The sequence below is a fragment of the Kitasatospora sp. CM 4170 genome (assembly GCF_032110285.1).
Taxonomy (GTDB): Bacteria; Actinomycetota; Actinomycetes; order Streptomycetales; family Streptomycetaceae; genus Kitasatospora; species Kitasatospora aburaviensis.
On sequence record NZ_CP134877.1, the window covers coordinates 7,390,756 to 7,403,937 of the forward strand.

Genomic DNA, 13,182 nt, shown 5'->3' on the forward strand with positions numbered 1-13,182 from the left:
GCGCCGGGTCGGCCGGGGAGCGTTTTCCGCTTCACCACATGCTTCAACGAGCGCGCACAGTTCCGGTTCCGGAACGGCCGGCGCAGCGGTGGATCGCAGGCCGCTCCGGAACGCGGGCGTCAGACGAGCGCGTTCTCCGGCCAGTGCGCGCCGTCCTCCAGCACCTCGACCTCGTCGCCGATCCGCAGCGTGCCGAGCGCGTCGCCCTCGACGCCGGCGGGGCGCTCGGGGATCAGGTTCTGCCCGAACGCGGCCTTCTTCAGCAGCCGGTGGTGCTTGGCCAGGGTGCGCAGCGGTTCGGGGCCGCGGCGCTCGCCGGTCTCCTGGTCGGTGGTGGTGACCACGCAGCGGCCGCAGGGCTTGACGACCTTGAAGGTCAGCTCGCCGATCCGGATCCGGCGCCAGCCGTCCTCGGCCCAGGCGTCGGCGCCGCCGACCACCACGTTGGGGCGGAACCGCTCCATCGGGAGGGTCTCGTGGCCGTCCGGGTCCGCCTCGGCGATCAGCGCGTTGAGCGCGTCCAGCGAGGCGGTGGTGGCGAGCAGCAGCGGGAACCCGTCGGCCATCGACACGGTGTCGCCGGGCGTGCCGAACTGCGGGTCGACCGGGCGGGCGCGCGGGTCGTCCAGGTGCACCAGGCGGTAGTCGCCGAGGTGTTCGGCGATCCAGAGGTGGGCCTCCTTGGCCGCCTCGGCGGCGTGGAAGCGGGTGCCCCAGACCTCGACGTCGGCCATCGGGTCGCCGGCCGTGACGGCGGGGGCCGGGACCTCGATCCGGGAGCCGCCCGGGGCGGTGAGCAGCAGCGTGCCGTCGGCGGCGAGTTCGGCGCGGATCTGGCCGAGCGCGGCGTTCTCGCGCTGGCTGACGAAGCGTCCGGACGCGTCGGCGAGCATCCACCGGCGGTCTCCGGCGAGGCCCCACGGTTCGACGCGGGCGCTCTCGGGGCTCAGGCGGTACATGGACTTGACGGGGTAGACGTGGAGTCCGGTGAGCAGCATTCTCCCATCCTGCCAGCACCGCAGGGATGGCCGGCACCCGGTGCCGTGCCGACCGCGGGCCCCGCCCGGCCCGGTGGGCGGCGGCCCTACGCGCACGGACCGCCCGGACGCCGTGGGGTGGCGGTCCGGGCGGTCCGTGGATGACCCGTTTCTCCGTACGCCCGGCGCGGGGGCGCCGGGTGGTGCTCAGGTGGTGCGGGTTCGGGCCGGGTGGGGCCGGCCCGGGGGTGGTGGCGGTTCGCTCAGTAGCCCTGGCCCTGGGGCTGGTAGGCCTGCTGGAACTGGGCGGGCTCGCCGTAGGGGCCGGGCCGCTGCGGCTGCATCGGGCGGAGCGGCGCGACCGGCGAGACGGCCGGGCGCAGCGGGGCTCCGCCGAAGCTCTGGTCGCCCGACGGGCCCGCGAAGCCGGGGCCGCCCATGCCCTGGCCGCCGGTGAAGGACTGCTGGCCGCCGAAGCTCTGCGGGCCGCCCTGCGGCTGGCCGCCCGGCTGCTGCGGGCCGCCGAACCCGGCGGGGCCGCCGAGCGGCTGGGCGCCGAAGGACTGCTGGCCGCTCTGGCCGGCGCCGACGAAGGTGTTCTGCCCGCCGAAGCTCTGGCCGCCGCTGGGCTGGTAGGCGCCGCCGCCGGTGGCCTGGGAGAAGCCGGGGGCGGGGGCCTGCGGGCGCTGGCCGGGCACGTACGGCTGGGGGCCGCCGTAGCCGGGGACGGGCGGCTGGGGCGCCGCGGCGTACGCCGGCGCGGGCTGCACCGGGACGTAGGCCGTGGCGGGGCCGGCGGAGGGGCCGCTGCTCGGGCCGGGGCCCAGGGCGAGGCGGGCGGGGGGCAGCGCGGGGAGGTTGCTGCCGGGGGTGTCGTACCCGGTGCCGTACCGGTTGTCGTAGGACTGGCCGAGGCCGGATCCGTAACCGGAGGACAGCGCCGGCGGCAGGGCGGCCGGCACGTTGATGGGTGCGATCTGCGGGACACCGCGCTCTGCGACGAGGCTGTCGTAGATGGGCGTGCCGGAGGAGAAGGACGGAGAGGGGTAGCCGACTCCGTCGTAGGAGCGGGGCGAGGTCATGGGGCATACGGTAAGCCCACAATGCGCCTGCTGAGGAGAGTGGGAGGCCGAGCAGTTCGAGTGTTTACACAGTCTTCGCTCGAACAAAAGCTTCGAAAGTAGGAAGAACGGACATTCTGGCGTCGACTTCCGGCCAGCCCGGGAGGGGTGTGCACCCTCGAACGGAGCTCGGGCGGCGTCCGCGAAGGCCCGTTGGGTGAAGGCCCGGTGGACGGTTGGGGTACCGCCGAAGAAACTTCTGCGGGCGGGGCGTGCGCTGGCGCATTCGAGCCCCCGTCGGCGGTCCGGCGGGGGCTCGTGAATGTTTCGGGGATATGGTCCCCGTGAAGTCCGCTCCGGAGGTCCGGTCGGACGGCCGGCCCGGGTGCGGAACCCGAGGTCAGCGGCGTGCGCGGCCGACGGGGAGGCGCCCGGCGGGGCTCGACGTGCCCGGTTGGGCGCTCAGCGGGTCGGCAGCGGCTGCGTCGGCGCGGCCTGGGTGGGGAAGCCCGGCCGCCCGGCCACCTCGGAGGTGCAGAACGAGCAGCGCAGCGCCGCCGCCGGGATCGGGCTGAGGCACTCGGGGCAGTCCGCCTTGGCCACCGGGGCGGGCTTGGCACCCTCCAGCTTCGCCTGCAGCCTGCCCACCGGAACCACCACGACGAAGTAGATGACCGCGGCCACCAGCACGAAGCTGATCAGGGCGTTGACGAAGACCCCGTACGGGAAGCGGGTGCCGGCGATGTCGAAGGTCTTCTGGGTGAAGTCGCCCACGGCGCCGGTGGCCACGCCGACGAGCGGGGTGAGGAAGGCCGTGACGAACCCGGTGACGACGGCGGTGAAGGCCGCGCCGATGACGATGCCGACGGCCAGGTCGACGACGTTTCCGCGCAGCAGGAAGCTGCGGAATCCCTTGAGCACCGGGTGACTCCAAATCCTTGCGGGGGAGGGTGGGACGAGGCCGCGGGCCCCGGCCGGCCATCCTGCCGACCGGGTGAGCCCGCGGTCCAACCGGCGTTCACCCGAACCGCGTAACCGGCGCCGGTCGGATCAGGCGGTGCGCAGGCGCTCCGCGTACGGCTGGATCCGCACCACCGCGTCGGCGATCCGGCGCACGGCGGCCGCGTCCATCTGGGACCAGAGCGGCACGGTCAGCACGGAGGCGGCGAGCCGGTCGGTGCGCGGCAGCGACTCGGCCTGGCCGAGGTGGGCGTAGGCGCGCTGGCGATGCACCGGCGGGTGGAAGTAGCGGCGCGAGTCGATGCCCTCGGCCCGCAGGGCGTCGGCGAGTTGGAGCGCCGAGAGCCCGAAGGCGCCGGGGTCCAGCATCAGCGTGAGGTCCTTGAAGGTGGAGGTGTCGCCCTCCTCCGGCAGGGCGATCCGCAGGCCGGGCAGGCCGGCCGTGGCGGCGGCGAACTCGGCGACGAGGGCGCCCCGGTGGGCCACCCGCTCGGGCAGGTCGGCCAGCCAGTTGAGGCCGACGGCGGCGTGCAGTTCGCTCATCCGGGCGTTGAGGCCGGGGAAGAGCGTGTCGTAGTCGCCCGGGTTGCCGTAGTCGCGGGCGTGCCGCAGCCGCTGGGCGAGCCCGGCGTCGCGGGTGGCGACCAGGCCGCCCTCGCCGGCCACCGCGACCTTGGTCGGGCTCATCGAGAACACCTCGGCGTAGCCGAAGTTGCCGACCGGCACCCCGCGGCGGACGCTGCCGAAGCCGTGCGCGGAGTCGTACACCAGAGGGACGCCGGCCGCGTCGGCGACCTCCTGCAGCCGCTCGACCTGGCAGGGCGTGCCGTAGACGTGGGTGGCCATCAGGGCGGCCGGGCGGTCCGCGGCGGCGAGCCGGGCGGCGGCGTCCGCGGGGTCGAGGGTGACGTCCTGCTCGCGGGCCTCGGCGAACACCGGGGTGCCGCCGGCCCAGTGGGCGGCGTGGGCGGTGGCGGAGAAGGTGAAGCCGGGCATCACCACCGGCCGGCCGTCGCCGACCCCGGCGGCCTGCAGCACCAGCATCAGGCCGGCGGTGCAGTTGGAGACGGCCACCACGTGCGGCACGTCGAGCAGCTTGGCGGCGGCCTCCTCCAGCTCGGCGACGGTCCGGCCGTTGGTGAGCTGCCCGCTGTCGAGCACGGTGCCGAGCCGCTCCAGCAGCGCGGCGCGGTCGGGGACGCGGACCCGGGTGAGCGGGAGTCCGTCCGGGAAGGCGGGCGTTCCGCCGAGGGCGGCGGGCAGGGCGTGGGTGTCGGTGGTCATCAGGGCCCTTTCGTGGATGCCCCCGGCTTCCGCCGGGGGAGGAAACGAAACTCCTGCGGAGCGGGGCAACGGGCTGCGTTTCCAGGAGGGGGAGGAAGTCAAGGCGCGGTCGATCCCCCCTGGGACGGTGACTGGGATTCGGTGTGGCTCGGGGACGGAGAGGGCGAGGTGAACGGTGGTGCGGCGTAGGGCCGTGCGGCGTACGGCGGTGCGGCGTACGCAGGTGGGGTGACCTGCGGTGGGCCGGCCGGGCGCCGCTCCCGCCACTGGCCCGGCGCGACCCGCCAGACCGGTGGCGGCCGGCGCTTGGCCGGCCCGCGGGTGGCGGAGGCGGCCGGCACGACCAGCAGGACCAGCACCAGCGGCAGCACCTGGACCCGTTCGCGGGACAGGATGCCCATGTTGTTGATGGTCGAGAACGCCCAGCAGAACAGCAGCGTGTACACGGCGGTGAAGGCGACGTACGAGCGCTGCACGAAGAGCCGGGGCAGCCGGCTCAGCCGGGGCCAGCCGCGGATGAACATCACCAGCAGCGCGAAGCACTCCACCGACTGGATCAGGTTCTGGATGTTGGAGGCCTCGAACGGGAACGGCCGGAACAGCACGCTGACCACGGCGACCGGCAGGCCCGCCGGGTTGAGGCTGAACTTGGGCGCGGTGTCCTCGGGCGCGGTCGCGTTGATCATCGAGTTGCCCTGGCTGGTGCGCCGCGAGGTCTCCGAGAGCACCTGGTTGACGGCGTCGCCGCCGGTGCCGTCGGTGCCGAAGAAGGTGGACACCTGCTGCAGCATCAGCACCGCCATCGCACCCAGCACCACGGCGGTCAGGATCGTCCGCAGCGGCCCGAGCGCGCTCGCCTGCTGCGGCCGCTTGCGCAGCACGTACGCGACCATCAGCCCGGCCCCGGCGAGGGCGGTGACGTGCGGGCGGACCATCGCGGTGCCGACCGAGCCGAGGGCGATGCAGGCGAAGGCCCCGAACCGGCGGTCGAGCAGCCGCGCGGTGCCGTAGGTGGTCAGGCCCAGGCAGAACATCATCCAGGCGTCCTTGCCGATGCTGGACGGCCAGAACAGCAGCGAGGGCAGGAAGAACACCAGCTTGGCGTACTTGCGGGTGTCCGCCTCCGGGAAGGCGATCTGCAGCGCCCGCCAGAACAGCAGCAGCCCCCAGAAGCCCAGCCAGGAGAAGACCAGGAAACCGCCGATCAGCGACGGGCCGGTGATCGCGTAGACCACGCCGGTGACGACGATGATGAAGCCGGTGCCGGCCACCTTCATCCCGAGGTCGTACTGGATCCCGCCTAACAGGTCGGCCTGGTCCAGGTAGGCGGCCAGCTCGCCGCCCTTCTGGTGGTACATCTTGGAGTCGGCCGCGCCGCCGTACAGCACGAAGGCCATCAGGTAGCGGGGGAAGGCGCAGAGCAGCTTGGCCGTCATGGCCAGCAGCAGCAGCCGGAACACGTCCCGCTCGGGGTTGGCGGCGGCGATCCGGGCCAGGATCGGGGTGCCGATCCCCATCAGCACCGGGAGGATCAGCAGTGCGCCCCAGATGTCGTACGAGGTGTGCACCATCGCGACGACGAAGAGCGCGACGTAGCCCGTGACCAAGGCGGCCGCGACGGCGGACGGCCACGGCACCCGGGTCACGGCGGCCCGGGCTGCCGGGGCCGGCCAGGGCATCAGAAGACCTCCAGGTCGCCGAGGGTGAACCGCCAGTCGGTCAGGGTCAGGCGGGTCGGTCCGGCCGGGGCGCGGGCGGCCAGGGTCATGCCGGTGCGCGGGGCGCGCAGGTAGCCGGCCCGCAGCGCGGCCGCGGCGGCCTCGGTGCCGGGGGAGAGGTGGGTGGCGACGTGGTCGCAGCCGGACTCCCGGGCGGCGGCGCGCAGCAGCCGCGCGGCGCTGTCCCGGTCGCCCGGGCGGACCAGCACGTCGGCGAGGGTGAACTCGGCCAGCGGGCCGCGCCGTCGGGGCCGGCCGACGGCCAGGCCGGTGAGCTCGCCGCCGCGGTGGCAGGTGAGCACCCGGTAGTCCAGGCCGGGGGCGCGCCCGTAGCGCCAGCGCAGGAACTCCGGGGTGCGGCGGACGGCCAGCCGCGGGTCGGCGGCGTCGGCGGCGGCGCGCTCGCGCAGCAGCTCGGCCAGCGGGCCGTCCGCCGACTGCGACTCGAACCAGTCCTCGGCGGTGGGGAGTTGACAGACGGGTGGGGTCGCGGGGCCGGCCGGTCGGCGGGCCAGCGCGGCCCGCACCCCGCGGACGAACGCGGTCGGGCGGACCGGGCGCAGCGCCACCGGGACCTGCCCGAGCTCCTGCCAGCCCATCTTCCGGTAGCCCGGCAGGCTGTTGCCGTTGGGCGTGTTGAAAACCAACTCCGCCTCCTCCTCGACCTGTTCGAGGAGATCGACGGTGAGCCGGCGGAAGATGCCGCGGCCCTGGAAGTCCGGGTGGGTGGCGGTGTCCACCGGCCGGACGGCGGCGACGGTGCGGCCGGTGGCACCCTCGTGCCACTGCCAGCGGAGGAAGAGCCGCACGCCGGCGAGCCGCCCGTCCGGGGTCTCGGCGAGCAGGCCGGGACTGGCGCCGAAGGGGTTCAGCCGGTGCTTCCAGCGGAAGAACCCGGCGGTGCGGGTACCGGTCGGGCCGCCCGCCAGGGAGGCGGTCAGCAGGTCGAGGACGGCCGGGAGATCGGGCTCCGCGAGCGGGCGGAAGGTCAGCTCGGCGGGGGCGGGCAGGGCACTCACGTCCGGACTCGCACTCTTCTCGGTGGTAGGGGCCTTCGGTGGCTGCGGGAGCGGGCCTCAGCGCCGCAGGACCTGCTCGTACACCGCCTCGACGGCCCGCTGCGCGCCGGCCACGTCGAAGCGCTCGGCGCGCTTGCGGGCCGCCGCGCCGAGGCGGTCCCGCAGCGGCGGATCGCCGGCCAGCCGGCCGAGGGCCGCGGCCAGGGCGGCCGGGTCGCCCGGCGGGACGAGCAGGCCCTGCTCGCCGTCGTCCAGCACCTCCGGCATACCGCCGACCCGGGTGACCACGGACGGCAGTCCGCTGGTCATCGCCTCCATCAGGGCGACCGGCAGGCCTTCCTGACGAGAGCTCAGGGTGAAGACGTCCAGGCCGGGCAGCAGCGCGGGCACGTCGGAGCGCGAGCCGGCGAACAGCACGCTCCCGGCGACGCCCAGTTCGGCCGCCCGGGCGCGCAACTGCCCGTCCAGCGGCCCGGATCCGATCAGCACCAGGCGGGCGCCGGGGTGGCGGCGGTGCAGCTCGGCGTGCGCGGCGAGCAGGGTGGCCTGGTCCTTCTTCGGGGTCAGGTTGCCGACCGTGCCGACCACGAACGCGTCCTGTGGAAGGCCGAGTCCGGTCCGTGCGTCGGCGCGGGCGGCCGGCCCCTCGGGGGCGCCGGAGAGGTCCGGCCCGTGGTGCACCACGGTGACCCAGGCGCCCGGGCGGCGCCGGGCGGCCGGGATGCCCCGCTCGACGGCGTGCGAGACGGCGATCACCGCGTCGTTGCGCCGGTAGGTGAGCGCGTTGGCCCAGCGGGTCGCCGTGCGGTAGCGGTCCCAGACGTTGTGCTCGGTGTGCACCAGGCGCGGCGAGCCGGCGGTGGGCGCGAGCAGCCGGGCGGCGGCGGCCGGGACCGGCATGTGGGTGTGCACCAGGCCGTAGCGGCGCGCGGCGAGCAGTCGGCGCAGCCGCAGCGGCCAGCGCGGGTCGGCCCGGCCGGGCGTGCCGGTGGCGCTGCCGCTGCCCGGGGCCCCGAGGCAGTGCACCCGCACCCCGGCCTCGGTGAGTGCCGGGGCGAGCGCGTCCTTCCACGGCAGCACGTACGCGACCTCGATCTCGTAGCGTGAAGTGTCGGCGTGGCGGGCGCAGTTGAGCAGCAGCTGCTCGGCGCCGCCGCGGCCGAGGCCCTTGGCCAGCCAGAGCACCCTGGTCCGTGCGCTCACCGCTCCTCCGCCTCGCGCAGCAGGGCCGGCTCGCCGTGCTCGCCGTCCCCGGCCGGGCCCTGGGCGCGGCCCCGGCCGTTGACGCCCGCGGCGCCCTCGGCCGGCCCGGGCGGGGCGTGGTCGTCCGGGTGGCGGTGGTCGTCCGGGTGCCGGCCGTGCGGCTCGGCGGCGCCGGCCCGGGGGCCCTCCGCCCCGGCCCCGGGGGCCGCGGCGGGCCCGCGCCGGGCCCAGCTGGGCGTGGGTCGCTGCCCGGCGGCCCGCTCTGCCGCCCGCTCGGCCGGGCGCTCCGCGGCGCGCGGCAGCGCGGGCTGCGCCGAACGGGCGGCCGGGGCCGACGGGCCGCCGCCCGCCGCGGTGCGCCGCCGCCGTCCGGCCGGCCCGACGGTGCCGAGCAGCGCCACGCCGGCCACCGGCACACCGGTGCGGCAGAGCAACTCGGCGACCCGGTCGGCCTGTTCCGGGGTCACATTGCCGCTGCGCACGGTCACCAGCACCGCGTCCGCGTGCTGGACCAGGTCGAACGCGTCGTTGGCGTGCAGCAGTGGCGAGGTGTCGACCAGGATCACGTCCGCGTACCGGCGGGCCCCGCGCAGTACCTCGGCGGCGCGCAGCACCAGGGCGGCCGGGTAGGCGGTGGTGTTCCCGCCGGTGATCAGCGAGACGCCCTCCACGTTGGTCGGCCGGATCAGTTCGTCCAGCTCGCCGAGCTGCTCGCCGCTGAGCAGCTCGGCCATGCCCGGCCCGCCGCCCACGCCGAGGTGTGAGTGGAGCTGGGGGTGGCGGAAGTCGCAGTCCAGCACCAGGACTTCGCGCCCGGTCTCGGCCAGCGCGGCGGCCAGGTTGGCGACCGTGGTGGTCCGGCCGTCGCCGCTGCTGCCGGAGGCGACCAGCACCACCGGCGCCGGGTCGGCCAGCCGGCGCGAGACCGCCTCGGCCGGATCCCAGCCGGTGTGCGCCCGGACCGGCAGCGCGAGCGCGTCGGGGCCGGTGAGCAGCAGGGTGGAGCGCAGCGAGCGGTACGCCTCCGCGGCCGGGTCGGAGGGCCGGGCCCGCACCAGCGGCTCGCGCAACCGCCGTAGCCGGCGCGAGAGTTGCGGCACCTCGCCGATCACCGGGAGGTTGAACGCCTCCTCGACCGGGTTGCGGGTGCGCAGCCGGGTGTCCATCCGGCTGAGCATCAGTGCCGCCACCACCCCGAGGGCGAGTCCGAGCGACACGGCCAGGCCCAGCCGCACGGTCCGGCTGGGGGAGGAGAGCAGGTTCCCGGCGCTCTGCCGGGCGTCGATGCTGCCCCACTGCTGGATGGCGTCGGTCTGCGCGCCGTTCTGCAGCTTGCTGATCGCGGTGAGCGTGGAGGTGAGCGAGGTGGACGCGGCGGTCAGCTTGGGCTGCAGCTTGGGCTGGTCGCCGGCCGAGGAGCGGTTGAACTGCTGCTGGATCTCGTCGAGCGCCTTCTGCTGCGCGTCCGCCTGGGCCTGCAGCTTCTTGATCGTCTCGGCGGCGCTCTTCGCGGACTCCTCGCCGAAGCCCTTGATGATCGCGGCCGAGTAGGCGGCCGCCAGGTCTGAACAGGACTGCTGGGTGGGGCCGATGGTCGCTATCGACAGCATCTGCGCACTGTCGGCCGTCACCGTGCGGCGGGCGATCACCGCGGCGGCGTCGGCGATGCCGAGCTGCCGGGCCGCCGCCGTCGCGACGTCCGCGCCCTGCGCGTACGAGAGCACCTGGTCGGCCCGCACCGTGTCGCCGGCCCCCGCGACCGGCGTGATGGCGACCTTGCACTTCCATTTGGCGTTGTCCACCGTGTCACCGGCGGGGGTCAGCAGCCAGCCGACGACGAGCGCGGCGAGCGTGCAGCCGACGAGCAGCCGCCAGTACCGCCGCAGGACGGTGAAGTGGTTTGCCGGTTCCACCGGTTGGATCCCCTCGCGTTCGTGGTGCGGTGGTGCTGTGGAACTCCCGCCCGGGGGCGGCCCGTTCGGGAGCGCGGCGGTCCGGGTGCTGCTACCTGTGCCGGATCCGCGGCACGGTGGAATCCCTCGGCCGGTGCAACTCGCCCCCCCTGACGATTGCGCTACCCCCGTAGCCCCGCGTCCGGCGTCCCGGGGCAGCCCGTGCGCGGCCCGCCGCCCCCGCCGGTCCCCTTGCGATGCTTGCCGAGCCGCGACGTGCGGCGCAACCGCTTTGGCGATACTGGGACCGGTCGATTCCCGACGAACTGTTCGCGGGTGGCCGGATCCCGTCAGACCGGGCGCAGCCGCAGCGAGCGCTCGTAGAAGTCGACCATCTGCGCCGACACCTGGTGCAGGGTGAACGCGGTCAGGAACCGGGCCCGCGCCGCCTTCGCCCGGACCCGCGCCGACGCGCGGTCGTCCAGGGTGTCGGCGAGCGCCGCCGCCAGCTCGGCCGGCCGCTCCGGCGGCACCAGCCGGGCGTAGTCCTCGGATCCCACCGTCTCGCGCAGCGCGGGCACGTCCGCGCAGACCAGCGGCACGCCGACGCCCATCGCCTCCATCGCCGCACTGCCCAGCCCCTCCCAGCGGGACGGCACGGCGAACGCGTCGGAGGCGGCCATCAGGTCGAACACGTCGTCGCGCGGCCCCAGGAAGCGCACCCCGCCGGCGGCCTCCGCGAGCGCGGTCAGCCGCGGCGTCTCGCTGCCCTCGCTGCCGGCCAGCAGCAGCACCGCCTCCGGCTCGGCGCGCAGCACCGCCGGCCAGGCCTCCAGCAGCACGTCCAGGCCCTTCTGGTACTGCTGGCGCGCGGCCGCGAGCACCACCGGCGCGTCCTGCGGCAGGTCCAGCGCCGCCCGCACGGCGGCCCGCCGGTCCGGGGTGACGGTGCCCAGCAGCTCCGGGTCGCGCCCGCGCGGCACGACGTCGATCCGCTCCCGCGGTACCCGCAGCCGCTGCGCCATCGCCCCCGCCACGTAGCGGGTCAGCGCGTGGAACCGGCGGGTGCCCTGCGCGGTGGCGGCGTCCACGGCCTGCGCCGCCCGGACCTTCCACGGGCTGAGCCCGCGGGCGTTCAGGTGCTCCGGCCCGTACGCCGAGTTGACCAGGCTGGAGACCACCGGGGTGCGCGCCGACAGCGCGGCCGCCCGGCCGAGCACGTCCGACTCGTAGAGCGTGGTGTGGACGAGGTCGGGCCGGCGTTCGCGGACCAGCCGGTGGAGCGCGGCGGCGGAGCGGCCCCGGGTGGCCCGGCCGACCCCGAAGACGTCGGCACCGGCCGCGGTCAGCTCGGGCTGGAACCCGCCGGGCGAGTCCTTGAGGTACGCGACGTCCAGCTTCACGCCGGCCCGCACCAGTTGGGGGGCCATCGCCACCAGGCCCTGCTCGGCCCCGCCGACCCTGCTCACGCTGTCGATCACATAGAGCACATGCACAGGCCAACCCCCGCCCTCCTGGGCGCGTCCGGTCTCCCATGCCGGCCGGCACCCTGACTGCCGATCAGCATTGCAGGTGGCGACCGCCGCTCGCCAGGGAATCGGCCAGGAGGCACCGGCCCCCGGGGTCGGTCGGGGGCGGCCGAGGGCGCACGGCTGGGCGCACATGGGGCGCAGCCGGCGGGCGGGGGCGCCGAGCGGCGCCCGACCGGAGCGCCCGCGCCCGCGCACGGCCACCACCGGCCGGTGCGAAGGGGCTGTACCGCGCCGGGGCCTGTGCCAAGGTCGTTCCCATGCCCGAAGCGACGCCGGCGACGCCGACCGGAACCCGCCCCCGCATCCTGCACCTGATCACCGACCCGCGGCGCCGCGGCGCCCAGAACCTCGCGCGGGACCTCCACGGGGAGCTGCGCCGCCGTGGCCAGGCCTCCGCCCTGCGCGCCCTCGCCCCGCACCCCGACGCCCACCCGGACGCGCCCGACACCCGCGCCACCGCCGTCCTCGGACCCGGCCGGCTCCACCCGGCCACCCTGCTCGCCCTGCGCTCCGCCGCCCGCACCGCCGACCTGGTCGTCGCCCACGGCTCGTCCACCCTCCCCGCCTGCGCGCTCGCCCTGGCCGGCACCCGCACGCCTTTCGTCTACGTCTCCATCGGCGACCCCCGGCACTGGACGGCGAGCCCGCTGCGCCGACTGCGCACCGGCGCCCTCCTGCACCGCGCCGCCGCCGTCACCGCCCTCGCCGACGAGGCCCGGGCCGTGCTGCAGCAGCGGTTCAAGCTGCCCGCCGCCAGGCTCCGCACGATCCCCAACGCCCGCGCCGCCGACCGGTACCCGCCCGTCGCGGACGAGGCCGGCCGGCGCGCGGCCCGGCAGGCCCTCGGCCTGCCCGCGGACGGCCCGCTGGTCGCCTGGCTCGGCGCGATCGCCCCCGAGAAGCGGCTCGACCTCGCCCTCGACGCCCTCGACCGGCTCCCCGACGTCCGGCTCGCGGTGGCCGGCGACGGCCCGCAGCGGGCCGCCCTCGAACACCACCCGGGCGCCGCCCGGGCCCACTTCCTCGGCACCCTCGCCGACCCGGCGCCGCTCTACCGCGCCGCCGACGCGGTGCTGCTCACCAGCGACAGCGAGGGCGTCCCCGGCGTCCTGATCGAGGCCGCGCTGGCCGGGCTGCCCGCCGTCGCCACCGACGTCGGCTGGGTCGGCTCGGTCGTGCGCGACGGCGCCACCGGCGCCCTGGTCGCCCCGGGCGACCCGCTCGCCCTCGCCGAGGCGCTGGCCGCGGTGCTGGCCGGCGACCGCGCCGCACTCGGCGCCGCGGCCCGCGAGCACGCGCTCGCCCACTTCGAGCTCGGCGTCGTCGCGGACGCCTGGCAGGAGCTCTTCACCGAGCTCCGGCGACCCCGGGCGGGCGGCGGCTCGGGACGCCTGACAACCGGACGCTGACAAAGCGTCAAGATCGGTTGGTGCTCTGGGCGCCGGTGCGGTGCGGGCGGATACTTCCCTGCGCGGCGCGCTCGTCCGACGGAGCCATCAGGGACTCCGCCCGGGTGCGCCGGCACGGGGAAGGATC

The 13,182-nt window shown here is 76.0% G+C and carries 10 protein-coding genes; 1 reads left to right on the forward strand and 9 read right to left on the reverse strand.

Annotation, left to right across the window (positions count from 1 at the left end; all coding sequences use genetic code 11):
• Positions 1–119 precede the first annotated feature (119 nt).
• From RMN57_RS31160 to RMN57_RS31200, 9 genes are all read right to left on the reverse strand, one after another.
• The gene (locus tag RMN57_RS31160) at positions 120–998 is read right to left on the reverse strand and encodes an MOSC N-terminal beta barrel domain-containing protein (RefSeq protein WP_313766627.1); all 879 of its coding nucleotides are present in this window, start codon (positions 996–998) and stop codon (positions 120–122) included.
• Between the two features lie 242 nt (positions 999–1,240).
• On the reverse strand, positions 1,241–2,059 hold the full coding sequence (locus RMN57_RS37135) for a DUF6643 family protein (protein WP_380237573.1): 819 nt from the start codon (positions 2,057–2,059) through the stop codon (positions 1,241–1,243).
• Positions 2,060–2,500: 441 nt separating this feature from the next.
• Positions 2,501–2,959, reverse strand: a complete 459-nt coding sequence (gene mscL, locus RMN57_RS31170; protein WP_313766628.1) for a large conductance mechanosensitive channel protein MscL — start codon at positions 2,957–2,959, stop codon at positions 2,501–2,503.
• A gap of 129 nt (positions 2,960–3,088) precedes the next feature.
• A complete protein-coding gene (locus RMN57_RS31175; protein WP_313766629.1) occupies positions 3,089–4,282 on the reverse strand; it encodes a DegT/DnrJ/EryC1/StrS family aminotransferase in 1,194 nt (397 codons plus the stop codon).
• A 98-nt stretch (positions 4,283–4,380) separates the two neighbouring features.
• Complete coding sequence (locus tag RMN57_RS31180; protein ID WP_313766630.1) at positions 4,381–5,961, reverse strand: hypothetical protein; 1,581 nt, start codon at positions 5,959–5,961, stop codon at positions 4,381–4,383.
• A complete protein-coding gene (locus RMN57_RS31185) occupies positions 5,961–7,019 on the reverse strand; it encodes a GNAT family N-acetyltransferase (protein WP_313766631.1) in 1,059 nt (352 codons plus the stop codon). The genes RMN57_RS31180 and RMN57_RS31185 overlap by 1 nt, the downstream gene beginning before the upstream one ends.
• Positions 7,020–7,076: 57 nt before the next feature.
• Positions 7,077–8,222 (reverse strand): glycosyltransferase, encoded by a 1,146-nt coding sequence (locus RMN57_RS31190; RefSeq protein ID WP_313766632.1) that lies wholly within the window; start codon positions 8,220–8,222, stop codon positions 7,077–7,079.
• A complete protein-coding gene (locus tag RMN57_RS31195; protein WP_313766633.1) occupies positions 8,219–10,135 on the reverse strand; it encodes a P-loop NTPase in 1,917 nt (638 codons plus the stop codon). Before RMN57_RS31195 ends, RMN57_RS31190 begins: the two co-directional genes overlap by 4 nt.
• Positions 10,136–10,464: 329 nt before the next feature.
• Entirely contained in the window at positions 10,465–11,583 is a 1,119-nt protein-coding gene (locus tag RMN57_RS31200; RefSeq protein WP_313766634.1) for a glycosyltransferase family 4 protein, read from the reverse strand.
• Positions 11,584–11,903: 320 nt separating this feature from the next.
• Between RMN57_RS31200 and RMN57_RS31205 the strand changes: the two genes are divergently transcribed.
• Complete coding sequence (locus tag RMN57_RS31205; RefSeq protein WP_313766635.1) at positions 11,904–13,055, forward strand: glycosyltransferase family 4 protein; 1,152 nt, start codon at positions 11,904–11,906, stop codon at positions 13,053–13,055.
• Positions 13,056–13,182: the final 127 nt, after the last annotated feature.